Origin of the sequence: Acinetobacter sp. YH16056_T, assembly GCF_024605895.1 — a bacterium.
Classification (GTDB): Bacteria; Pseudomonadota; Gammaproteobacteria; order Pseudomonadales; family Moraxellaceae; genus Acinetobacter; species Acinetobacter amyesii.
Window position 1 is genome coordinate 2,106,660 of the sequence record NZ_CP094545.1, and the last position, 22,635, is coordinate 2,129,294.

Below are 22,635 nucleotides of genomic sequence, written 5' to 3' on the forward strand. Positions count from 1 at the left end.
CCAATCACTCATCCACCATTAGATGAAAACCCGAGCAATGACAGTTCTAGTACCATGATTAAGACAACCCTTCTGCTATAGGCTTATTGAGGTGGATGAATAGCAAATTCATGTTCAACGGTATAACTAAGTTTTTTATCAACCATCGGAATAGGTTCAAGTCGCGCAACCAATAGGGATTTTTGTACTTTTTGATCAAAGCTTTTAGAGCCCGAACTTGCAATGAGTTTTGAGCTAACAATATAGCCTGTTGCAGCAATCACGGTGAGCTGTAGTTTGACGGGATGCTTATATGTTTTCATTTCAGACGCAGATAGCACATATTGTGGTGCATTCACCCAAGAGACGTCATACATTTTCGGTTTGACATGTGGATCAATTGCATCAGCAACACGCGTAGGTTGGTATTCTTCTACAGGTGTTTTTAATAATTGCAATAATGCGTTGACCCGAGCATCTCTCGTGCGGTCTAGATTGCTGGCATCAACAGACGTTTTTACAACTTCAGATGCGCTCAGATTGCTATCTGCCCATGCTGTACCCACACATACGGGTAAAAAAACCGTTAAAACACAAATTCGACGTTTAACTATCTGCCTAAACAATGTTATGACCTTCAAATAAAGAGACGTCAGTATAAAACATCCAAAAAAATAAAGACGCTTTCGCGCCTTTATATCAACCTCAGTTCGGCCAATGATTCACTTCATTTTACTGAGCCAAAGCTTTTTCAATATCTTCATTCAATGTTTCAGGCTTGGTCGTGGGTGCATAGCGGTTAATAACTTGCCCATTTTTGCCAATTAAAAACTTGGTGAAGTTCCATTTAATACCATTACCCAATACGCCTTTCGAGTTATTGGTTAAATAACGGAAAATCACATGCGCTTCAGGGCCTTTTACATTCACTTTGGCAAACATCGGAAAAGATACGCCATAGTTTTTTTGACAAAATGCGCCAATTTGATCATTTGAACCCGGATCTTGTCCGCCAAATTGGTTGCATGGAAAACCTAAAACCTCAAAACCTTGATCTTTATATTGTTCGTAAATTTTCTCCAAACCAGCAAATTGAGGAGTAAATCCACATTTACTAGCGGTATTTACAATTAATAAAACCTGGCCTTCATAATCTGCAAAGGATTTATTACTTCCGTCCAGTAATTCTGCTTCAAACTGGTGAATGGTGGTCATGGATAAGTTTCCTCATCATTTTTTTCTTTTGTTTCTAATTCTAAGGATGCTGAATTAATACAATAACGCAATCCAGTCGGCTGTGGTCCATCAGGGAAAACATGCCCTAAATGTGCGTCACAATGATGACAAACAATTTCTGTTCTGACCATACCGTGTGTCGTATCTACATTTTCTTCTACTGCAGCAGGTTCAATCGGCTTATAAAAGCTCGGCCAACCACAACCGCTATCGTATTTTGTTTCAGAAGAAAAAAGCGGTTCCCCGCAACAACGACATACATACGTGCCAGCTTGTTTCGTATTCCAATATTTTCCAGTGAAAGCTTGCTCCGTGCCTTTCTGACGCGTTATGCGAAACTCTTCTGGCGACAATTCTCTTTGCCATTCTCTTTCTGTTTTATTGAGTTTTCCCATGATGACGTCCCTTTATATCGTGGTATTTAAAATAGGATAATCCTATATTTACGTCATTCAATCTTAAATTTCTAGTCTTTATTCAACAATTTACAAAATCTATATAATGACCCAAAAAGCAAAAAGTAAGCAAATATAAAATCGTGGTGAGCAAAATACAAAATTAAATGCTTTTTTGTGAGCACCTTTAGTGATAATCTTAGCGCTACTCTTGCTCAGGATTAAAAAATGTCGCAGAAAAAGAGCGTAATTTTTAAAAATCTGCTGCCCGTGATCAAACAATATCAACAGGCAGGGTTTACGCATGAAAAAATAGTTGCTTTACTCAGAGACGAACATCATCTCGATTTAGTAACGACCGAGACATTTAAAAGCTATTTATACCGTTATGCAAAAGTGACCTCCACTCTTTCCGAGAATATAAAAATGCCGAATACGTTTAACACCCCCCGCGAAATTAAGAAATCGTCTAAGCTCGAGCATGTTTGCTACGACATTCGCGGACCAGTGTTGCGAGCGGCCAATGAGATGGAAGAGGCTGGCCATAAAATTATTAAATTAAATATTGGTAACCCTGCTCCTTTTGGTTTTGAAGCACCTCAAGAAATTATTAACGACGTGGCACTCAACCTGCCTAATGCAATTGGTTATACCGACTCAAAAGGCATCTTCCCTGCGCGTAAAGCGATTTGTCAGTATTATCAACAAAAAGGCATCTTAAACATGCACGTCAATGACGTGTATGTCGGAAATGGCGTATCTGAACTGATCGTGATGGCAATGCAAGGCTTGCTCGACGATGGCGACGAAATGCTAGTGCCTATGCCAGATTATCCGCTTTGGACAGCAGCAGTTAACCTTTCTGGCGGTACAGCTATTCACTATAAATGTGATGAAGAAAATTTCTGGTATCCAGATACTGCCGACATGGAAAGTAAAATCACCCCTAATACCCGCGGTATCGTGGTGATTAACCCGAACAACCCAACAGGTGCGGTTTACCCACGTCATGTGCTTGAGCAAATTGTAGCTCTTGCGAAGAAATACGACTTAATTTTATTTGCTGATGAAATTTACGACAAGATCGTTTATGACGGTATTGAGCACGTCTCTGTTGCGTCATTGGCAGGCGATCAGCTATGTATTTCATTCAATGGCTTATCTAAAGCGTATCGAATTGCAGGTTACCGTTCAGGCTGGATGGCAATTACAGGCGATAAATCACGTGCGCTAGACTACATTGAGGGTTTAGATATGTTGGCTTCAATGCGTCTATGTGCCAACCACCAAGCGCAATATGCGATTCAAACAGCTTTAGGCGGTTATCAATCGATTAATGATTTAATCCGTCCAGGCGGACGTTTATATGAACAACGCAACATTGCTTGGGAAATGTTGAATGATATTCCGGGTGTGTCTTGTGTGAAACCAGAGGGTGCTATGTACTGCTTCCCTAAACTGGACCCTGAAATTTACCCAATTCAAGACGATGAGAAATTCATGTTGGATTTCCTCCGTGCTGAAAAAGTACTGTTGGTTCAAGGTACGGGTTTTAACTGGCCAACACCTGATCATTTCCGTGTGGTGTTCTTGCCTGCTGAAAATGAACTACGTGAAGCACTCACTCGTTTAGGTCGTTTTTTGGCGAAAATGCGTTAATTCATAAGTGCTTTAAAAATAAAAAAACCGTACGCCATGTACGGTTTTTTTATTACTGTATCTTTAAATTTGATTTCTTACTGTACTCACACCACAGCTATCTTTTTGAATAGTTAAGTTTTTATAAATTTATTTTGAGCTTAGACCTTAGTCAAAACTTTAAGATCTGTTGATTTTTCTACAGCATATTCATGTTATTTTTTAACCAATCATAAAAACACATGAGTACGGGATGTTCTCAAACAAAATTAAACTGAGCCTATTTCTCTGTCTAAGCATGTGCCTAGGCATCGGGATATTACGTTTTTCCTATACCGCACTCCTCCCTTCAACCCGCGAAGCATTTGGTTGGAGCTCAAGTTTTGCCAGCATCTTAGGTAGTGCCAATTTGCTCGGCTACTTAATCGGCGCATTTTGGGCCATGAAATTACCCCAAAATAAAAGCATGGTGAGCTACATCCAACTCGCGGCTATTGCAGGGACACTCAGTTTACTCAGTTGTGCATTTTCAGGTTTTTCAGAAATTTGGTACAGCACTTGGCGCGTAATTTCAGGGATCAGTGGCGGCTTACTGATGATCCTCTCCCCAAGTGTCGTTGCCCAATGTTCAGTGCTTCAAGATCGCTTTAAAATCAACTTTATTGGTTTTAGCGGCATTGGCTTGGGGGTCTTAATGGCAACGCTATTTTTGCCTTACATCCAACAAATGTCGACAAAGTGGGCTTGGTTGATTTTATTTTCTTTTTCAAGCCTGATTTGTATTTTACTCAGCGTACTTTTGAAGAGTTTTAAAACACAGCTCACATCATTCACCACGATTTCAGCTGCAGAACATAAAGTTGATGGAATTTTCTATTGTCTCTTAATCGTGTATAGCACCAGTGCTTTTGCTTACGTGCCCCATTCATTATTTTGGATTGACTATTTAACTCACACCCTACACCTAAGCCCGATCGGGATCAATTTCAATTGGATTTTATATGGTCTAGGAAGTGCTTTAGGAGCATTTGCTGCTTACTGCCTAGCACAAAAACTGGGAAATATTAGTGCTCTTAAAATATTATATAGCAGCTATGTCTTGGCGATTTTTATAGCAATTATTAATATCCATCCACTTTTTACTTTTTTATCTTCTTTTGCTACAGGCCTGCTCAATCCAGCAGTGGTTTTTCTCACCTCTTATACCATTCTGCAAATCTATGGTAGCGCCTATAAAAAGCTCTGGAGTATTGCAACCCTGTGCTTTGCATCTATTCAATTGATCGGTGGTTTAAGCTTTAGTTTTTTACAGCGAATTGGTATTGATTATTCACAGCAATTTATTTTAGCCGCATGCGTACTCTGCATTGGAACACTACAACTCTTTTGGTTTACTCGAACACCAAAATTCAGCAAAAATACCGTCTAGGTCGATCACAAGACATTCAACTGCATCATCATTCACACATACAAAAGTCATGCATACAAAGAAAAGACCTATATAAATAGGTCTTTTCATTTTGATAAAGAGTGAATGGGCTAAGCTTTTTTCAGCTTTTTCTTTAATTTTTTCAGAGCAGAATTATGCTTTGAAATTTTGTTCAACCTCGCTTTAATTTCCTTTTTAAGTGATTTGGTTTTCTTAGACAAATTCATCTCCTTCTCGTCTACGTATAAAACTTAAATTTCGATCAATTAAAAACCATTCGGCCAAATGAACTTTGATTCACAAAGTCTTTAGCCTACTAATGATGTTGTTGACGCTGATTTCGTTGATGTGGCTGTTGTTTCTGTTTCTTTTGGTCTTGTTGCTGTTGCTGTTGTTGTTGTTGCTGATCATTTTGCTGCTGTTGATCAGATTGTTGGTTTTGTTGATGCTGTTTACGAGACATTTCATTTCTCCTTATCATCATAAGTATCACAATGTACTGTTACTAGATGTACATCTACTAAAGGACAACAACCAATGTACCGCTAATTTTCATGGAACCAACCCGATAAATGTTTCGAATTACGTCATTGTAAAATTTCTGGAGAATAATTAATTTGAAATCAATCCCCCTCTATTTTCTGCATTACCTAAGTTCACTCGAATAGTGTGGTTTTAAACTTTTGGTAACATGACAAGCATGCCAAACCATCTGATTGATTGCGTGAAGTCATCTTTTTATCTCGTATTTTTAAATGGCCTTGAGTAACCCTTTTTCTGTGTGTTTAATTAATTCCCATAAAAAAAGGACTGAATCATTCAGTCCTTTTTTCACCTAGCATTTTTTACACTTAGATTGGCAAATAAACTCAGTCCATATGCTCAATGATGGCTTGTCCAAACTCCGAACAACGTAATAGTTTTGCACCTTGCATGAGTCGTTCAAAATCATAGGTCACCGTTTTGGCTTCAATGGCACCTGCGATCCCTTTAATAATTAGATCTGCCGCTTCAGTCCAGCCCATATTTCGCAGCATCATTTCTGCAGACAGAATAATAGACCCAGGGTTTACTTTGTCTTGACCCGCATATTTAGGTGCAGTGCCATGTGTCGCTTCATAAACTTGTACCGCGCCACCAATATTGGCACCCGGTGCAATACCAATGCCGCCAACTTCAGCCGCCAAAGCATCTGAAATATAGTCACCGTTTAAATTTAGGGTAGCAATGACTGAATAATCGGTCGGACGCATGAGAATCTGCTGTAAAAAAGCGTCCGCGATCGCATCTTTAATCACGATTTCTTTGCCCGTTTTTGGATTTTTTATTTTGACCCAAGGACCACCATCTAGCAATTCACCACCAAAGCGCTCAAGTGCGACTTCATAACCCCACTCTTTAAACGCCCCTTCGGTATATTTCATGATATTACCTTTGTGCATCAAAGTGACATTCGGCTTATCATTATCAATGGCGAATTGAATAGCTTTACGTACCAAACGCTGAGAACCTTCTTTAGATACAGGCTTAATCCCGATACCGCAATTTTCCTCAAAGCGAATCTTAGTGACGCCCATTTCCTCTTTAAGAAATTTGATCATTTTCTTGGCTTCAGGCGAATCTGCTTTCCATTCGATCCCTGCGTAAATATCTTCTGAGTTCTCTCGGAAGATCACCATGTCTGTACGTTCAGGATGCTGAACAGGTGAAGGAACGCCCTTAAACCAACGTACTGGGCGCACACAGACGTAGAGATCTAATTCTTGACGTAGTGCAACATTTAGCGAACGAATGCCACCACCGACAGGCGTCGTTAACGGCCCTTTAATTGAAACCACAAATTCGCGTAAAGCCTCAAAGGTTTCTTCGGGCATATAGGTGCCATAAATTTTATTGGCTTTTTCACCACAATAGACTTCCATCCATTCTATGGCACGTTTTCCACCATAAGCTTTTTGTACTGCGGCATTCACCACGGTTTTCATCACGGGCGTGATATCAACACCTATACCATCGCCTTCAATAAACGGAATAATTGGATTATTGGGAACATTGAATGATAAGTCTGAATTTACTGTAATTTTTATCCCATCCACTGGAACGACGATCTTCTGATAACCCATTTTTATGATCCTCCCTGAGAAGCGAGTGAAAAAATAATTGCTGTTTGATAAGACTTTTAATTGCGCTTCACGCATAATACTCTAAAGCAAATCTACCTTTTTTGAGATTTAGATGGGAAATAGCTGCATTTCCCTATTGAATAAATCTTAACCAATTTGAATTATTGTATTTAATAGAAGTTATTTCCTATGAAAATCGTCATCTTAAACAAGCCATATGACGTGCTCTCCCAATTCCGTAAAGACGAAGCGCATATGACCATATCTGACTTCGTGGACGATCCTAGTCTACGTATTGCAGGTCGTTTAGATATGGACTCTGAAGGTTTGGTATTTTTAACCGATCATGGTGGTTTAAATCAGTACATTACCAACCCTGAAAATAAAAAGTTCAAAACTTACTTAGTGCAAGTCGATGGTGACATCACAGAAGAAGCACTTGAGCAATTACGTAAAGGCGTTGAGCTGAAAGATGGTATGACCTTACCAGCCAAAGCCATCAAAGTGCAACAGCCAGAATGGTTATGGGAGCGTGATCCTCCTGTACGTTTCCGTGCAAACATTCCAACCTCTTGGGTTGAAATCCAAATTTGTGAAGGCCGTAACCGCCAAGTTCGTCGTATGACTTCAGCAGTGGGTTTCCCAACTTTACGTTTAATTCGTACACGTATTGGTGCAATTGATTTAGTTCAATTGGCTTTAGAGCCAGGTGAAACCAAAGAAATTGAACCTTTACTTTACCCTGACTTTCAAAATGTACCTGCTGAAGAACCTTACCGTTCACGCTCTTATGTGAAAAAACCAGGCGGTACAGGTGGTAAGCCAATGGTTCGTAAGAATAAAGATGGCTCAGTGAAAAAGTCTGGTACAAAACGTATCTGGCAAATGGATGAGAGCGAAAAACCTAAACGCCGTACCAATGGTACAACTCGTCCGAATACCAAAGCCCCACGTGGCCGCGGCCGTAACGGACGTTGATAAAAAGCTTCAAAAAAGGCCTACATTTGATGTAGGCCTTTGCAATTTTATAAATTTAATAATGTTTAAGATTTAATTAATAGATCTCTTTCATAAATCAAAAAACGATCTTCTTTTTGGTTAATATTTGCACTCCGGATTTCTTAGCATTCGTGCATAATCTGCGGATGAAATACATCGATTCAAACAAGCTTTCTGATCCTCAGTTCAAGCGATACACAGGCATCTCATGGTCAACTTTCTATTTGATGGTTGAGCAATTGAAGAAACATGTCCCTGCCAAAGGCAGACCGCCCAAGTTAAGCCTGGAAGACCAGGTTCTGCTCTGTCTAAGCTATTGGCGGGAATACCGAACCTTATTTCACGTTGCGACGAGCTACGGGGTTTCAGAGCCCACAGCCTCAAGAATTGTCCGTCATGTTGAAGACTGCCTGATTCGGTCCAATCTCTTTAATTTACCCAAAGATTTACCCGAGGGCGAAGGCATCGATTGGAATGTTGTGATCGTGGATGCCACAGAAATTCCAATCCAAAGGCCTAAAAAAACAGAAGAAAAGCTATAGCGGCAAGAAAAAGATCCACACTTTCAAAGTACAGGCCATCATTCATTATCAAACTCAAAAAATCCTGAGTTTATGTACGAGTCGTGGTGCCGTACATGATTTCGAACTCTTCAGACGTAACTTGAATCAGATTCCTGCAGGTGCATTTATCCTTGCGGATAAGGGTTATCAGGGAATTTATACAGTGTATCCAAATAGCTTGTTGCCATTAAAAGCAAAGAAGCGCTGTAAACTGGATTCCGAACTAAAAATCTATAATCAGGAAATCAATAAAAGAAGAATTGGAATTGAGCATGTATTTGGCAGTTTGAAAACCTTCAAAATTCTTGCTGAGCGATATCGCAATCGAGGCAAAAGACTAGCATTAAGATTCAATCTAATTGCTGGAATTTATAACTTGGAGCTGAGTGAAAAATGACTTATGAAAGAAATCTATTGAACAAATCGTGACTCAACAACTTGCAGAAGATTTGAGGGCAAAATCTCAAGAACTGAGTTTTTATAAATGTCATGCAAAAAAAGCTGTTATCTATTAATTAAAAATTTTATTCGATAGAAATTAAAGCTCAAACTTTTAAAGTAATTTAATACGTTCAGTACATGAATGTTTTAATGACTATGGGCAAGAATAAATGCCGACAAGATACTAATCAATTAGAATTTCAACAATAAAACCCATACTAAGTATGGGTTTTACATGAAATTTAAATGTTTTTCAAATTAAGCCTTCAACCACTTCTCAGCTTTAGCCTGATCTTCCACTTTAAGTTCAACTTCCGTCAATTCTGAACCTGCCGCTTCTACTTCAAAGCTCATCAGTTCATCGCGGCGGAATGCCAGTACGTTATAAGCTCCGTCTTGCTTGGCATATTTTTCTACCAATTTAACGGTCGCTTTTAGACCATCAATCGCAATAATCACATCGTTCGCAGACAAACCAGCTTTTGCCGCTGCACCATCACGACGAGCAGACTGAACCAACACACCTTCAGGCTTATCAGCCAGTTTTAGACCAAATGGCAATGATTTGTCATTTTTTAGCGTATAGCTTAAGCCAAACTCTGGGAACAACTGGTCTAACGGCAATTCATCCGTAGTATTAATCAAATGATTGATTTGTTCTAACCAATCATCACCTGTTAATTCATTACATAAATTGAAAATAGTCCGTTCATTGACTTGAATGCCATTTTGCGCATTTGCATATAACTTACGCATTAAGGCATCAAGACTTGAACCACGTAAACGCAAGCCTAGATCTAAACACAGCGCCACGAGGCAGCCTTTGTTGTAGTAACTTGTACCTGCATTATTTGAGTTTTCATCCTGACGGTAGAATTTCACCCATGCATCAAAGCTTGATTCAGCCACAGTTTGAATCTCACGACCCGGATTTTGCAAATAGCGATCTATTTGTGCTTTTAAAAGCTTGATATAAGAATCCTGATTGATCACACCGCTACGCAGCAAGATCAAATCATCATAATACGATGTAAAACCTTCAAAAATCCAAAGCAAAGAGGTATAGCCTTCTTTGTTGAGGTCATAATTCACAAAGTTTTCTGGACGGATAAATTTTACCAACCATGAGTGGAAATATTCATGGCTGCATAACCCTAAGAAACGTTGATAATCTGCCGATGGTTCTACAGGTTCATTGGCTTTTGGTAAATCATCACGCGGGCTAATTAAACTCGTACTGTTTGGATGCTCTAAACCACCATAGCTATTCGCCGTTGCCATGGTCATAAAGGTATAGTCTTTAAATGGCGCCGAACCAAACATTGAAATTTCAGTCGAACAAATTTTTTCGATGTCTTGCTGCATACGCTGCGCGTTCATAGCATGTTTGCCCGACACCACAAACTCATGCGGAATGCCGTTGGCTTCAAAACTAAAACGGGTTTGTTCCGCCAGTTCAAACGGTGCATCAATTAACTGAGCATAGTTATCTGCATATAAGGTATAACGACCTTTCACTAAACTTTTTGACTTTAATCCAGTCGCAAGTTGGAAATGCTTTAACTCGGGTGGCAAGAAAACTTCAACCTCAATGGCTGTATCTTCTTGGTCAACTAAACCTAAACATGCGCAAGCTGGATTGACATATAAACGGCTTTGATCGACATAAGCACCACGGACCGATAAATCGAAGGCATATACATCATATTCAACCGTGATCAACTCATGATCTGTATTGAATAAACGCCATTTATTTTTTTCAAATTTCTCAATTTGTAACAAACGCCCATCTTCATCATATGCTCGAACGGCTTCGATATGCTTCGAAAATTCACGGATTAAGTAACTTCCGGGAATCCAAGTAGGCAACGAAAGCACCTGTGTAGGATTTGCCAAGAAACGTGCAGTGACATGGACTAGATGCTGACGATAATCGTCAAATTCGATTTGATAATGCAACATAATGGGCGATATAAAATAAATAAAAGATAACTTATCAATTAGATTAACATTTTTTACAACTGAATGCGGAACTGTCGCAATTGTCTACAATTATGACTAGTCAGCAGAAAAAAAAAGGCATAGCATGCCTAAAAATTTTTTCGTTTTACCACCAACGGAATGGTTGGTTAAGGAACCTCATTGAAACACATGATTTACCTCATCGCGCTGCTTAGTTTTCTATGCTCCACGATAGCAAATGCTGCCCTTTTAAATATTGTCCCTGAAACCGTTGAAGCTGAAGCTTGGACCATTTTAGACCCTCAGTCGGGTCAGGTGATTGCAGAACATAATAGCCATGTTCAGCGTGCCCCTGCTTCACTTACCAAAATGATGGTGGCTTATATTGCTTTAAAGGAAATTAAAGCAGGTCATTTAAAGAAAAATGAAATCCTGACCGCAACCCCAGTCGTACAAGTGGTTCAATGGGATGAATCACAAATGTATCTCAAAGCAGGTGAACAAATTTCAGTTGATCAGCTTTTAGCAGGTCTTGTGGTCATGTCAGCCAATGATGCCGCAGTGACTTTAGCTGAACGCATTTCTGGTGATATTCCAAAATTTATTGAACGCATGAACAAAGAAGCTAAAGCTTTGGGCATGAATGACACCAATTTTCAAAATCCAGCCGGTATTACCATGCCAGAACATTATTCATCGGCGGCTGACCTTGCACGTTTAGGGCAAGCGCTAGTGACGGAAACACCTGACTATTTATATTATTCAAAACAACAAAGTTTTAGTTATAACCAACGCTTCCACCATGCAACTAATATTTTACTCAAACAAGATCCCACCGTTGATGGCTTAAAAACAGGTTTTACTAAAGCTGCAGGTTATAACTTAGCTTTAACAGCCAACCGTTTGATCGCGAATCCTGACGCGCCAGAACGTCGTTTGATTGTTGTAGTATTAGGGGCAAAAAGTGGATTAAAACGTGCAGAAGTAGCACACAACCTCATGAACTTGGCTTATACCTATACACGTAATGAAGTTGCAATCAAAGATAAGCAATTAATTGCAGAATTACCTGTGGTTAAATCAACCTTGAAAATGTTTAAGGTGGAAACTCAACAACCTAAACTGATTACAACTTCACTTTATGATCAAGCTTATGCCATCGATTTAAAAGCTTTTGATCCTACACAGCAACGTATTCTTTTAAATACTGGCAATGGCCAAATTCAAGCCATTGAACCACTTCATGAAACACAGACCAAACTGAGTGTTGAAGTAAATGAAAAAGAACTCACTGCGCCTTTGGCTGAAGTAATGAAATTAGCCACCGTTACTGTTTATCAAAATAATCAGCTGATCAATACCTTTGATATCGAAGATGACGTGCAAATTGAAGAAGCCAATATTTTTGAGCGTTTCATGATGTGGATCAAAGGCCTTTTTAGCATCTTTAATACTGATTCAGCTGAAGTTAAAACCTACCCTCTAGGTCAATGATGTGATTATGTAACTTGTAAGACAATTCGTTATTCGTGCAAAAAAGAAGATGGCATACTCGTGCCATCTTCTTTTTTTCAACAATAATAAAATAGGTAATTCAATGAATAACGCTGATGACTCCAAGTTACACCATATTGTCATTGTCGGTGGTGGTGCCGGTGGTTTAGAACTGGTCACACAACTCGGTGATTTACTCGGTAAAAAAAAGAAAGCGCGCATTACCCTCGTGGATATGAAACTCACGCATGTTTGGAAGCCCCTCTTGCATGAAATTGCCGCAGGGACGATGTCAGTCAGCGAAGAAGAAATTAATTACTATGCGCATGCTGCGAAGCATCATTATGAATTTGTCTTGGCTAAGTTTGAAAATGTTCAGCCTGCTGAAAAAACCATTCAGCTCAGCAAAGTCCAACAAGGTAAATATGAATCTACTCAAGAACAACTGCAACTGAGTTATGACACCCTTGTTCTTGCTTTAGGCTCAGTTTCCAACGATTTCAACACGCCGGGCGTGTATGAACATTGCCATTATTTGGACAGTCTGCAACAAGCTGAAATCTTCCAACAAGATCTCTTACAGTTATATTTGGATGCGCAAAATAGCAATACAGCACGTGAGTTGAAAATTGCCATTATTGGCGCAGGTGCAACTGGCGTTGAACTCTCCGCAGAATTGGTCGAAGCCAAACATAATTTTTATAAATATGGTTTAAATAAAATTCATCCTCAAAGCGTACAGATCAATTTGATTGAAGGTGCTGATCGGATTCTGCCTGCACTCCCTGAAAAAATGGCCGAGCATGCACAGCAGCAATTACAACGCATGAAAATTGAGGTCTTAACCTCTAAACGTGTGGAAAAAGTCGATGCTGAACATGTTTATTTTAATGATGGAAGCAAAATTAAAGCCGAACTAAAAGTTTGGGCGGCAGGCATTAAAACACCAGAAGTAATTTCTAAACTTGAAGGCTTTGAAAAAGACCGCATGGGGCGTTTAAGTGTATATGCAACATTACAAACTAAGGCACACCCAGATATTTTCGCGTTTGGTGATTGTGCACATTGCCAACCGCGTGCAGATGAGCCTGTCCTCGGCCCACGCGCTCAAGTGGCCAGCCAACAAGCGTCATTTCTCGTGGATTGTTTAAAGGCGCGTATCCGTGGTCAACAACTCCCAATGTTCGTATTTTCAGACAAAGGCTCCCTAGTCTCATTAAGCAAGCATAAAGCGGTTGGTGAACTTTTAGGTCAGGTCAATGTTCAAGGCTTTGTTGCCAAATCAATGTACGTTTCACTTTATCGAATGCATCAAGCCACAATTTACGGCTACGCACATGCAGGACTATTAACGGCTAAAGATTTTGTTACACGAAAAATTGCGCCTAAAATTAAATTGCATTGAAATTTACAGATTTGCCCCGATTAATGAAAAAATCATCATAAACATTTAAAAATTGCATTTTTTTGATAAATTTAGTCTACAAAAGTGCAATTTCACTTTATGATGTAACCCTTAAAAAATTGAATGGATCAATAACATGACTGCTATTGCAAATAACTCTGTGGTTTCTTTCCACTACACATTGACTAATGCAGAGGGTGAAACTCTCGACCAATCTCAAGGTGAGCCACTAGCATATTTGCACGGCGCTGGTAACATCATTCCAGGTCTTGAAAAAGCTCTTTTAGGCAAAACAGTTGGTGAAAAATTCACTGTAACTGTACCTGCTGCCGAAGGTTATGGCGAATACAACCCTGATCTCGTTCAAGAAGTTCCTGCTCAAATGTTCCAAGGCGTGGATAACATCCAACCAGGTATGCAATTCCAAGCTCAAACTGATGACGGCGTACAAATCGTGACAGTTAAAGCGGTTGAAGGCGACAACGTTCTTGTTGATGCAAACTTTCCACTTGCTGGTCAAGATTTAACTTTCGAAGTTGAAATCGTTGAAATCCGTGAGGCTTCTGCTGAAGAACTTGAACACGGTCACGTACACGGTGCAGGCGGTCACCACCACTAAGATCTTCTGATCTCTAGTGCAAAAAGGCAAAGTTTTTACTTTGCCTTTTTTATTGCGCCTGATATAGGTATGCCATATAAGAACTTTTCAAACTATTAAATACAAAAAAGCAGGCCATAGCCTGCTTTTTTTAAATGGATAATTAATTCATAATATTAACGACGTTGGTTATAAACCTGCTGCGCTGCTGGTAGATTTTTACGCATCGCTTCAATACGTTGTGAGTTTGATGGATGCGTAGACAGGAATGATGAACCTCCCGCACCTTCAAGCTTGTTCATTTTTTCCCAAAGTGTAATCGCCGCTTGTGGGTTATAACCTGCACGTGCCATTAACATTAAACCACCTTGGTCAGCACGGCTTTCTAGAGAACGTGAATACGGTAACCCTATACCGATTTGACTACCTAACTGCGCAGCAGCAGTGCCCAATTGACCGACATTATTGCCTGCGGCACTTAAACCAATATTCAGCGCAAGATCCGTTAAAGCTTGAGCACCCAATTTACTTTTTGCATGTTCTTCAAGAGCATGGACCATTTCATGTCCCATAACCGCTGCAATTTCTGCATCAGTTAAATTTAGTTTATTGACGATACCTGTATAAAATACAACTTTACCGCCTGGAGCTACAAAGGCATTGACTTGATCAGATTTCATGACCGCCAATTGCCATTGGAACGCTTGACCCGTTTGGTTCATTTGGTCTGCATAAGGACGTAGTTTTTGGAATACAGTATTAATGCGCTTATATGTACTCGAAGAGGTATCGAGCTGATTTTTAGAACGCGCATCTGTCACCATTTTGTTATAACTTTGTGTTGCTTGCGCGTTCAATGTAGCAGTATCCGCTCCTGCCATATCTGCCACTGTCGCACAGCCCGAAATCGTCATTACACCGGCCATACACAGGCTCGTTAGAATTATTTTTTTCATTAAGGATACTCCAGACCATTAAAATATAAGTGAATTTATGGATATTATATTCTTATGGTTTGGAGCTTAAAACGAAGTTATAGCGACTTATAATAGTATTTATGTAATTTTTTTAAGCTGAAAATTGAAGAACCAACCAATAGATTAAACAAACCACATTCAAACCTAAATAAACATGCATTAATGGCTTGATTTTTTCTTCTAACTGCACATTTTTTCGCTTAAAAAATAGGACAGCATTTTGTATCAAAACTATAGGTACAAGAATACAGGCAATAATCACCGACAACCCAATCAGGGCTTGATAAATTAATTGTGGATCTTGAGTTTGGGCACGAATGATCATCATAGCAATAGTGGGTGCTCCCCCCATCGCAAATAATAAAGAATAAAAAATGGTGGTCGAAATATTCTTTTGCATCCTGCACTTCTCTTCCTAATTCAAATTGCATTTTAGCAACTCACCACAAAGTGTATAGCGTACTAAAATGCAACTTTAGTCTTGAAAACCGCAGATATTAACGACGTACACTCGATGGTGTCGCATTTTTATAATATTGCTGTGCTTCTGGCATCATTTTTTGCATAGCAGCAATACGGTCATTATTGCTTGGGTGTGTAGACATAAATTTGCTCAGTGCATCATTGCCACTGTTGTCATTTGCATTCATTTTTTTCCACAATGAGATCGCTGCTTCTGGGTTGTATCCAGCTTTTGCCATCATCACTAGGCCACCTTTATCCGCGCGACTTTCCAAATTACGTGAATACGGTAAGCCCACACCGAACTGACTCCCCAAGTCAAGCAAGGTTGCACCATAGCCACCTGCTGCATTACCTACGTATTGTGAACCTATACTCACTGCAAGATTAGTCAGTGCAGAAGCACCAATTTTATTTTTTGCATGTTCCTCTAAGGCATGCACCATTTCGTGGCCCATGATTGCCGCGACTTCATCATCCGTGAGTTTGAGTGTTTCGACGATTCCTGTATAGAAAACAACTTTGCCACCGGGTGCGACATAGGCGTTAATTTCTTTAGATTTAATAACGGCCACTTTCCAATCAAATGCCTGCCCTGTCTGGTTCATTTGATCTGCAAATGGTTTCATTTTCCAGAAAACACGGTTTACTTTTTGATAAGTCGCAGACTTGGTATCGAGCACTTGTTTGGTCTGTGCGTCTTTCAGCATTGCGTTATAAGACTGAGTTGCCTGTAAGTTCAATGATGCAGAATCGGCACCTGCAAGATCAGCAATCGTGGTACAACCTGATAAAGAAGCTGCTACGGCAAAGCATGCCAAAGATTTTTTATAATTCATCATGATCTCTAGTTATTTATAAAGAGTGTCAAATATATACAAAAAATTGACTGACTCAATATTTTTATGCTTATTTTTTTCAAAATCTTTATTTTTCCATTATTTAAATTTAATATCTGATGTTACCCCGTAAAAATAATTTCACATTTTTTAAATACTTTTAAGTATACGACGGAGTCTTACATCTAGGGCTTAAATAAAGGGATTAACCTTCGGCTGGAGGTACCTCTTACGAAACGTTGTTTCTCATTTGGCAAAATGAGAAGCGTGCTTCGCAAGGAAACCATCTTGCGGTGCAATGCACCTCACCGACAAAACTCGTTCACTAGTGTCAAATTATTCACAGTATTGCAATAACATTTTTAATTAAAAGTTGTCCTGTCTCAAACACTTGCGGATGAGTTATCGCGTATCATTCTTTTATTTGAATCAAATGGCACTTCGGATGTTACTGCGTTTATCAGTTAATAATACCTGTCGGTTTTTGAATTTTTATTCTTCGCCCTATAAAAAAAAGTTCATCGCACTTTGCCGGGAAATGCAGCACGGATCTTGAGGAAGAAGTAGTCCGTGTCGCGGTATCCATAGGCCATCCGCTTAATGACTTTGATCCGGTTGTTCATGCCCTCCAGCACGCTGGTGTTCAGCCGGTGGAGGGCACTGGAAACGATACCCTCCATATATGGCTCCAGCTTCTTGGCAAATCGTACCAAAGCATCAATTCCGCTACCGAGGGCCATGCCGGCCCATTCCCGCCAGGCGCTTCTGGCCGTCGTCTCGCTTTCCGCAAATCATAGCGTCTTAAGTTGGTCCTTGAGCACGTACACCGTAGTCAAGAACGCATTGGCGGCCAGGAGTTCGTCCAGCTTGACCGCCTGCTCGGGCTCAAGGTTGTCAGCATTGCGTAACAGTATCCAACGGCTGCTTTTGATCACCTTGCGGGCGACCTTGTCATCTCGCAGTTGATTGGCCTGATCAACTCGCACTCTATCCATCACTTCGCGGCCATACTTAGCCACCACATGGAACAGGTCGTAGACCACCACCGCGTTGGGGCACTGGGCCTTCACTTCAAGATCGAAGGCTGAGTTCATGTCCATGGCCACTGCCTCGATCTGGTTCCGGGCATCGCCTAACCACTCGAAGAACGGCCGGATCGCCTCACGCGAGCGGCCCTCGCCAATCCACACCACTTGCTGGGTGTCGGCACAGGCGACCACCGTGGCGTAGCGATGACCCTTGTGCAAGGCGAATTCGTCCATCATCAGGCGGCGCAATCGACTTCGATCTGGCTCGTGCAAATCACGTTTGAGCCGCTCCATGTCAATAGTCTTGACTGTATGCCAATGCAAGCCCAAAAGATTGGCAACATGACTGACGGGCAGCATCTGTACTAATTTCTCAATCCAGTTGCGCAATGATTGCGTAATACGGGAGCGCGGTGGTAGCCAATCGATCCGCTCTCTGGTTGGACCGCATTGTGGACAACGCAGCCGCCGCACAGGTACATCCAACTCGACGCGATACTGCATAATTGGTGACTCGCGAACTCGGCGCCAATTGATGTCATGTACCAGGAAACAAGGGCAATCGCATCGGCTACAAATTGGCGTATGCTCCTCGTCGTGTGTAAGACGGATCAGCAAAGTCTGTTCATCTAGAAGCCCATGAGACGCTGGCGAAAAGCCCTTCCAGAACAGGCTCCAAACATCAGCGCTAGTCATGATCATGGACCGATTGCGCGCTATCGGTGCCTTGTAGCGCCAAGGCATCATGTTCTTCTTGGCTGAGATGGCGTCTGTTGGGATTGATGCAGGACAGACAAAGCACTGCTGTTGCGAGGATGAGGCAATAAGCGATGATCGGCCAGGTGGTACCAGTCGATAAAAGCGTAATAATGAGTGTCCCGATAATCCCTAACAGTAGTCCACCCAAACAGAAGTAGACTGCTGTAGCGGTCCCAGCGATATGATCGAAACCTCGAAGAGCGGCATTGGGTGCCACCGATACCGCAGTGGCGATACCAACACCCACGAGCCACATCGGGGCGATGAAGCCAAGCACCGAGACCGGTGCCAATGTCTCGCCAACAGCGAGCAACAGCGCTCCCGCCATCAGACACCCCATTCCCACTCGTAAGGTCTTCAGGCTTCCCCACCGGGGAATCAGTCGTCCCATGATTCGCGCTGTAGCCATCATAGCGATGGCCACTGTAGCAAATAGCAAGCTGAAGCTAAGTTGCGATAACCCTTGCCTCCCCATCATTAGCCAGGGGGCGGTCGAGAAAAAGACGAAAAAGCTGCCCATCCCCGCGCTGTAACAGAGCGTGTACAGCCAGAAGTTCAGGTGTTTCACAGGAGTCAATAGCTGCGACCACTGTAGGTCTGCCGTCCGGTGCCGCCGAGTCTCTGGCCAGAGTCGCCAGGCTGCGATAACAGCGCCTATCATTGCCATCCCTAGCAAGCCGAAGATTGCGCGCCATCCGAGCCACGCGTCGACCAGCGCTCCTAGCAGTGGGCCTATCGCAGGAACCATCGCAAGCATAGAGCCGAGCAAGCCATAGATGACGTTGCTTTCCTCACGGCCCGAATAGATGTCGCGTACCGTCGCGAAAGTGGAAACGAGACATGCCGAAGCGCCGCAGGCCTGAAGAACGCGGAAGCTCAGAAAAAGTTCTGGCGATGAAACTACGGTGAGGCCGAATGAAGCCGCAATATAGGCAATCCCGCCACCAAGTAAAACGGGGCGGCGACCCAGCCGATCCGACAGTGGGCCGAAGAGAAGCTGTCCGGCTCCAAGCAAAACCAGGTATGCCGTCAACGTCAGCTGGATCGTCCCTGCACCGGACCCAAGTGCATCCGCCATGAAAGGCACCACGGGCAGGTACATATCCATGCCCAGTGACGCCAGCAAATCGAATGGTGATAACAGCAATAGCGTGGCGGGAAGAGAATACCGCCAAGAAAAATCTTTTGAGCGCACGAAGCCATCTCCTTAAGTTAAGAATTTGGCGGCGCTCTTGCAGAGCAACTAGGTTCTTGAGAACGCCGCAACAACCGAAAACGAAGGTTGCTGCGGCTTACTTGTCTGCTTTCTTGGTAGCGCTCATGTGCGGGTTATCTCATGGATGAGTCCATATCGTAACAATCTTCACGCTAAAGTGCAAAGAACCTAAAAAAAGCCCCGCTTTCGCGAGGCTTTTGACATCTTAATTCAACAGCACATTATGCGTCGAATGGATGACGTAATACGATTGTTTCATCACGGTCTGGACCTGTTGAAATGATGTCGATTGGACATTCAATCAATTGCTCTAAACGTTTCACGTAGTTAATTGCATTTTGTGGCAATTGATCTAGTGATTTCGCACCGAAAGTAGACTCAGACCAACCTGGCATAGTTTCGTAGATCGGTTTTAAAGTTTCAAATGCAAGCGCATCAGAAGAACCTACACAACCAGAATCAGCTGCTTCGTAACCTACACAGATTTTCACTTCTTCTAAACCATCTAGAACGTCTAGTTTAGTTAAGCAAATACCAGAAAGTGAGTTTACTTCTACTGAACGACGTAGAATTTCAGCATCGAACCAACCACAACGACGTTGACGGCCAGTAGACGCACCAAACTCAGAACCTACTGTACCCAAGTGTTTACCGATCGCATCACCAACATCGTTAGCAGCATCATAAACAAGTTCAGTTGGGAATGGGCCAGCACCTACACGAGTTGTGTAGGCTTTAGTAATACCCAATACATAGTCAAGGTGTAATGGACCAAGACCTGAACCTGAGCTTACGCCACCAGCAGTTGTATTTGAAGAAGTCACATACGGGTATGTACCGTGGTCAACGTCAAGAAGTGAACCTTGCGCGCCTTCAAACATGATTTTCTTACCTGCTTTACGGTAAGCATGAAGTTCGCCAGTAACGTCCATCACCATAGGTTCGATGACTTTACGCCATTCGTCACATAGAGCGATTACATCTTCAACTTTAACGGCTTCAACACCGAAGAATTGAGTCAATTGGAAGTTATGGTATTCAAGAAGCTCTTCAAGTTGAGCTTTAAGATGAGCACCACCACGAACCAAGTCAGCAACACGGATTGCACGACGAGCCACTTTGTCTTCGTATGCAGGACCGATACCACGACCTGTAGTACCAATTTTCGCATTGCCACGTTTTTTCTCACGTGCTTGGTCAAGTGCGATATGGTGTGGAAGGATCAACGGACAGTTTGGAGAAATACGTAGACGTTCACGTACAGGCACGCCTTCTTTTTCTAAAACTTCCATTTCATGGATTAAAGCTTCAGGTGATAAAACAACACCATTACCAATTAAGCACAATACGTTGTCACGTAGAATACCAGATGGAATGAGGTGTAATACAGTTTTCTTACCACCAACCACAAGTGTATGACCTGCGTTGTGTCCGCCTTGATAGCGAACTACCGCAGCCGCTTGATCTGTGAGCAGGTCGACGATCTTACCTTTACCTTCGTCGCCCCATTGGGTACCAAGTACCACAACATTCTTGCCCATAATAGCCTCATTGCATCATGCTGTTAAAATTGGAAAAAACGTGTGTGCCCGCAGGCACATCCGCGATTAAATTTGTTTGATTGTCCACTCGCCATTTGCATTCACCAACTGGTGCGTTGCATATGGTGCAGAGCTTAAATCATCATTACCTAACAATTGAACCACACTGAACCCTTCGGTACGTGCTGCCTCAATTGCCTTTAATAAATCTGCTTCGATGCCTTTTGGTGCAACCAAAAATTGGCTTTTCTGAACTTGACCTGCAGTTAATGCATATAAGTCACAAGAGAAACCTGTTGCTGGGCGCGCACGGCCGAAGTGTTCACCAATACCGTCATAACGGCCGCCTTGAGCCAATGGCGCAGCGCGGTTTGGCGCATATACGGCATACATTAAACCAGTGTGATAGTGATATGAACGAAGTTCTACAACATCGATACCAATATGTAGATCAGGCCAACGGGCTTGGATTGCCGCTTGAGTCGATTTCACTGCATCAAAAGCCAGTTTAAATGCTTCATTTGCCAATACATCAGCCGTTAAATTGGCTTGCAATGCATCTAAGTCACTTGCAAAACGACCTAATGTATAGAAGTCAGCACCATTTGGAATGCTTTGTGTGAATTCAGCAAGTTCAGGTAGCGCTTTACGTTGATACAAGTCAGATAACTGACGTTCAACCGCTTTGCTCAAGCCAGCTTGTTTTACCATGCTGCGGAATAAACCGACATGCCCTAAATCAAGATGGATACCATCTGCATGACCTGCTTTAGCAAGCAAGTTGATCATGACATCAATCAGTTCAACGTCAGCATCAATGCTGTCTGAACCAAATAATTCTGCACCTAACTGTAAAGGTGCACGTGTGGTATTAAAACCCTGTGGCTTAGTATGTAGTACTGTACCAGCGTAGCAATAACGAGCTACACCTTCGACAGGATGTACATGCGCATCAATACGAGCCACTTGTGGTGTCATATCGGCACGCACACCAAGCAAACGACCTGAAAGTTGATCGATCACTTTAAAAGTGGCTAAGTCTAAATCTTGATTCGATTCTGAAAGAGAAGATAGAGATTCGATGTATTCAATGAATGGCGTGTACACCAACTGATAACCTCGAGATGCGAGGAAATCTAATGCTTCACGACGCAAAGATTCAATCACTTGCGCCTGTTCTGGCAGTACATCAGCTACACCATCAGGTAATAACCATGTCTCTGAAATGGGCATGTTGTAAACCTAAATTCTTGTCAGCGCGGAACAAATCCGCATAAAAAAATCGGGAGCACACCCGATTTCTCCTAGTTTAGCACGATAGTTTTACGCTTGCACACGACTTTTTCATAAAAGATGCTTCAGCATTCATTACTTCATATACAGCTTTAACTTTTACAACTAAATCCATGTTTATGCTTATATTTTAAAATCCTGTGAACGTTATTTTTTTAACCATTTGATAAAAAATAATAAGCGTCCTACTTTCTATAGATGAAGTTTTAAACAAAGTTATAAATATGATCAGGCTCAATAACTTAATTTAAGACACGA

General features: G+C 41.7%; 20 protein-coding genes and 1 pseudogene. 8 read left to right on the plus strand and 13 right to left on the minus strand.

Annotated elements, in window-relative coordinates; all coding sequences use genetic code 11:
* Window positions 1-83: 83 nt before the first annotated feature.
* The 3 genes from MST17_RS10470 to msrB form a co-directional block, all read right to left on the minus strand.
* A complete protein-coding gene (locus MST17_RS10470) occupies window positions 84-605 on the minus strand; it encodes a TonB C-terminal domain-containing protein (RefSeq protein ID WP_180027237.1) in 522 nt (173 codons plus the stop codon).
* Between the two features lie 106 nt (window positions 606-711).
* Window positions 712-1,194: a glutathione peroxidase gene (locus MST17_RS10475; protein WP_180004104.1), complete on the minus strand. Its 483-nt coding sequence runs from the start codon at window positions 1,192-1,194 to the stop codon at window positions 712-714.
* The gene (gene msrB, locus MST17_RS10480; protein ID WP_180009463.1) at window positions 1,191-1,610 is read right to left on the minus strand and encodes a peptide-methionine (R)-S-oxide reductase MsrB; all 420 of its coding nucleotides are present in this window, start codon (window positions 1,608-1,610) and stop codon (window positions 1,191-1,193) included. The genes MST17_RS10475 and msrB overlap by 4 nt, the downstream gene beginning before the upstream one ends.
* 228 nt (window positions 1,611-1,838) lie before the next feature.
* Here msrB and MST17_RS10485 point away from each other — a divergent pair, with 228 nt between their 5' ends.
* Entirely contained in the window at window positions 1,839-3,269 is a 1,431-nt protein-coding gene (locus MST17_RS10485) for a pyridoxal phosphate-dependent aminotransferase (RefSeq protein ID WP_180027238.1), read from the plus strand.
* Window positions 3,270-3,501: 232 nt separating this feature from the next.
* Entirely contained in the window at window positions 3,502-4,677 is a 1,176-nt protein-coding gene (locus tag MST17_RS10490; protein ID WP_180009464.1) for a YbfB/YjiJ family MFS transporter, read from the plus strand.
* 316 nt (window positions 4,678-4,993) lie between these two features.
* Here the strand turns inward: MST17_RS10490 and MST17_RS10495 are convergent, their stop codons facing one another.
* Together MST17_RS10495 and icd are read right to left on the minus strand one after the other, a co-directional pair.
* Entirely contained in the window at window positions 4,994-5,140 is a 147-nt protein-coding gene (locus tag MST17_RS10495) for a hypothetical protein (RefSeq protein WP_180027239.1), read from the minus strand.
* A gap of 406 nt (window positions 5,141-5,546) precedes the next feature.
* Window positions 5,547-6,800 carry an NADP-dependent isocitrate dehydrogenase gene (gene icd, locus MST17_RS10500; RefSeq protein ID WP_180027240.1) on the minus strand — a complete coding sequence of 418 codons (1,254 nt, stop codon included), beginning with the start codon at window positions 6,798-6,800 and terminating at the stop codon, window positions 5,547-5,549.
* A 189-nt stretch (window positions 6,801-6,989) separates the two neighbouring features.
* Between icd and MST17_RS10505 the strand changes: the two genes are divergently transcribed.
* The 3 genes from MST17_RS10505 (at window position 6,990) to MST17_RS10515 (ending at window position 8,759) form a co-directional block, all read left to right on the plus strand.
* Window positions 6,990-7,778 (plus strand): rRNA large subunit pseudouridine synthase E, encoded by a 789-nt coding sequence (locus MST17_RS10505; protein ID WP_078189062.1) that lies wholly within the window; start codon window positions 6,990-6,992, stop codon window positions 7,776-7,778.
* 167 nt (window positions 7,779-7,945) lie between these two features.
* Window positions 7,946-8,341, plus strand: a complete 396-nt coding sequence (locus MST17_RS10510; protein WP_071851480.1) for a transposase family protein — start codon at window positions 7,946-7,948, stop codon at window positions 8,339-8,341.
* On the plus strand, window positions 8,289-8,759 hold the full coding sequence (locus MST17_RS10515) for a transposase family protein (RefSeq protein ID WP_257246855.1): 471 nt from the start codon (window positions 8,289-8,291) through the stop codon (window positions 8,757-8,759). Before MST17_RS10510 ends, MST17_RS10515 begins: the two co-directional genes overlap by 53 nt.
* 302 nt (window positions 8,760-9,061) lie before the next feature.
* On the opposite strand, the gene MST17_RS10520 is transcribed toward MST17_RS10515, so the two are convergent.
* Window positions 9,062-10,765 (minus strand): M61 family metallopeptidase, encoded by a 1,704-nt coding sequence (locus tag MST17_RS10520; RefSeq protein ID WP_180027210.1) that lies wholly within the window; start codon window positions 10,763-10,765, stop codon window positions 9,062-9,064.
* A 180-nt stretch (window positions 10,766-10,945) separates the two neighbouring features.
* Between MST17_RS10520 and MST17_RS10525 the strand changes: the two genes are divergently transcribed.
* From MST17_RS10525 to MST17_RS10535, 3 genes are all read left to right on the plus strand, one after another.
* On the plus strand, window positions 10,946-12,259 hold the full coding sequence (locus MST17_RS10525; RefSeq protein ID WP_306669803.1) for a D-alanyl-D-alanine carboxypeptidase PBP6B: 1,314 nt from the start codon (window positions 10,946-10,948) through the stop codon (window positions 12,257-12,259).
* A gap of 103 nt (window positions 12,260-12,362) precedes the next feature.
* Window positions 12,363-13,664, plus strand: coding sequence for an NAD(P)/FAD-dependent oxidoreductase (locus tag MST17_RS10530; RefSeq protein ID WP_180027212.1), 1,302 nt, complete (start codon window positions 12,363-12,365; stop codon window positions 13,662-13,664).
* Window positions 13,665-13,800: 136 nt separating this feature from the next.
* The gene (locus MST17_RS10535; RefSeq protein ID WP_078189067.1) at window positions 13,801-14,283 is read left to right on the plus strand and encodes a peptidylprolyl isomerase; all 483 of its coding nucleotides are present in this window, start codon (window positions 13,801-13,803) and stop codon (window positions 14,281-14,283) included.
* 155 nt (window positions 14,284-14,438) lie between these two features.
* Here MST17_RS10535 and MST17_RS10540 read toward each other — a convergent pair whose 3' ends face one another.
* The 7 genes and pseudogenes from MST17_RS10540 to MST17_RS10570 form a co-directional block, all read right to left on the minus strand.
* Entirely contained in the window at window positions 14,439-15,218 is a 780-nt protein-coding gene (locus tag MST17_RS10540) for a M48 family metallopeptidase (protein WP_168379353.1), read from the minus strand.
* Between the two features lie 112 nt (window positions 15,219-15,330).
* Entirely contained in the window at window positions 15,331-15,639 is a 309-nt protein-coding gene (locus tag MST17_RS10545) for a hypothetical protein (protein WP_078194385.1), read from the minus strand.
* A gap of 97 nt (window positions 15,640-15,736) precedes the next feature.
* The gene (locus tag MST17_RS10550) at window positions 15,737-16,540 is read right to left on the minus strand and encodes a M48 family metallopeptidase (protein WP_078194387.1); all 804 of its coding nucleotides are present in this window, start codon (window positions 16,538-16,540) and stop codon (window positions 15,737-15,739) included.
* A gap of 518 nt (window positions 16,541-17,058) precedes the next feature.
* Window positions 17,059-18,264 (minus strand): annotated as a pseudogene (locus MST17_RS10555) (ISL3 family transposase).
* On the minus strand, window positions 18,257-19,522 hold the full coding sequence (gene cml / locus MST17_RS10560) for a CmlA/FloR family chloramphenicol efflux MFS transporter (RefSeq protein ID WP_020753574.1): 1,266 nt from the start codon (window positions 19,520-19,522) through the stop codon (window positions 18,257-18,259). Before cml ends, MST17_RS10555 begins: the two are co-directional and overlap by 8 nt.
* Before the next feature lie 242 nt (window positions 19,523-19,764).
* Window positions 19,765-21,084, minus strand: coding sequence for an adenylosuccinate synthase (locus tag MST17_RS10565; protein WP_078189071.1), 1,320 nt, complete (start codon window positions 21,082-21,084; stop codon window positions 19,765-19,767).
* A gap of 66 nt (window positions 21,085-21,150) precedes the next feature.
* Window positions 21,151-22,317: an ATP phosphoribosyltransferase regulatory subunit gene (locus MST17_RS10570; RefSeq protein ID WP_180027213.1), complete on the minus strand. Its 1,167-nt coding sequence runs from the start codon at window positions 22,315-22,317 to the stop codon at window positions 21,151-21,153.
* Window positions 22,318-22,635: the final 318 nt, after the last annotated feature.

Bases quoted from the DNA above. Each gene is read 5' to 3' on its own strand.
- MST17_RS10475 (WP_180004104.1), bottom strand. From the start codon at position 1,194: ATGACCACCATTCACCAGTTTGAAGCAGAATTACTGGACGGAAGTAAT.
- msrB (WP_180009463.1), bottom strand. From the start codon at position 1,610: ATGGGAAAACTCAATAAAACAGAAAGAGAATGGCAAAGAGAATTGTCG.
- MST17_RS10485 (WP_180027238.1), top strand. From the start codon at position 1,839: ATGTCGCAGAAAAAGAGCGTAATTTTTAAAAATCTGCTGCCCGTGATC.
- MST17_RS10490 (WP_180009464.1), top strand. From the start codon at position 3,502: ATGTTCTCAAACAAAATTAAACTGAGCCTATTTCTCTGTCTAAGCATG.
- MST17_RS10495 (WP_180027239.1), bottom strand. From the start codon at position 5,140: ATGTCTCGTAAACAGCATCAACAAAACCAACAATCTGATCAACAGCAG.
- icd (WP_180027240.1), bottom strand. From the start codon at position 6,800: ATGGGTTATCAGAAGATCGTCGTTCCAGTGGATGGGATAAAAATTACA.
- MST17_RS10505 (WP_078189062.1), top strand. From the start codon at position 6,990: ATGAAAATCGTCATCTTAAACAAGCCATATGACGTGCTCTCCCAATTC.
- MST17_RS10510 (WP_071851480.1), top strand. From the start codon at position 7,946: ATGAAATACATCGATTCAAACAAGCTTTCTGATCCTCAGTTCAAGCGA.
- MST17_RS10515 (WP_257246855.1), top strand. From the start codon at position 8,289: ATGCCACAGAAATTCCAATCCAAAGGCCTAAAAAAACAGAAGAAAAGC.
- MST17_RS10520 (WP_180027210.1), bottom strand. From the start codon at position 10,765: ATGTTGCATTATCAAATCGAATTTGACGATTATCGTCAGCATCTAGTC.
- MST17_RS10530 (WP_180027212.1), top strand. From the start codon at position 12,363: ATGAATAACGCTGATGACTCCAAGTTACACCATATTGTCATTGTCGGT.
- MST17_RS10535 (WP_078189067.1), top strand. From the start codon at position 13,801: ATGACTGCTATTGCAAATAACTCTGTGGTTTCTTTCCACTACACATTG.
- MST17_RS10540 (WP_168379353.1), bottom strand. From the start codon at position 15,218: ATGAAAAAAATAATTCTAACGAGCCTGTGTATGGCCGGTGTAATGACG.
- MST17_RS10545 (WP_078194385.1), bottom strand. From the start codon at position 15,639: ATGCAAAAGAATATTTCGACCACCATTTTTTATTCTTTATTATTTGCG.
- MST17_RS10550 (WP_078194387.1), bottom strand. From the start codon at position 16,540: ATGAATTATAAAAAATCTTTGGCATGCTTTGCCGTAGCAGCTTCTTTA.
- MST17_RS10565 (WP_078189071.1), bottom strand. From the start codon at position 21,084: ATGGGCAAGAATGTTGTGGTACTTGGTACCCAATGGGGCGACGAAGGT.
- MST17_RS10570 (WP_180027213.1), bottom strand. From the start codon at position 22,317: ATGCCCATTTCAGAGACATGGTTATTACCTGATGGTGTAGCTGATGTA.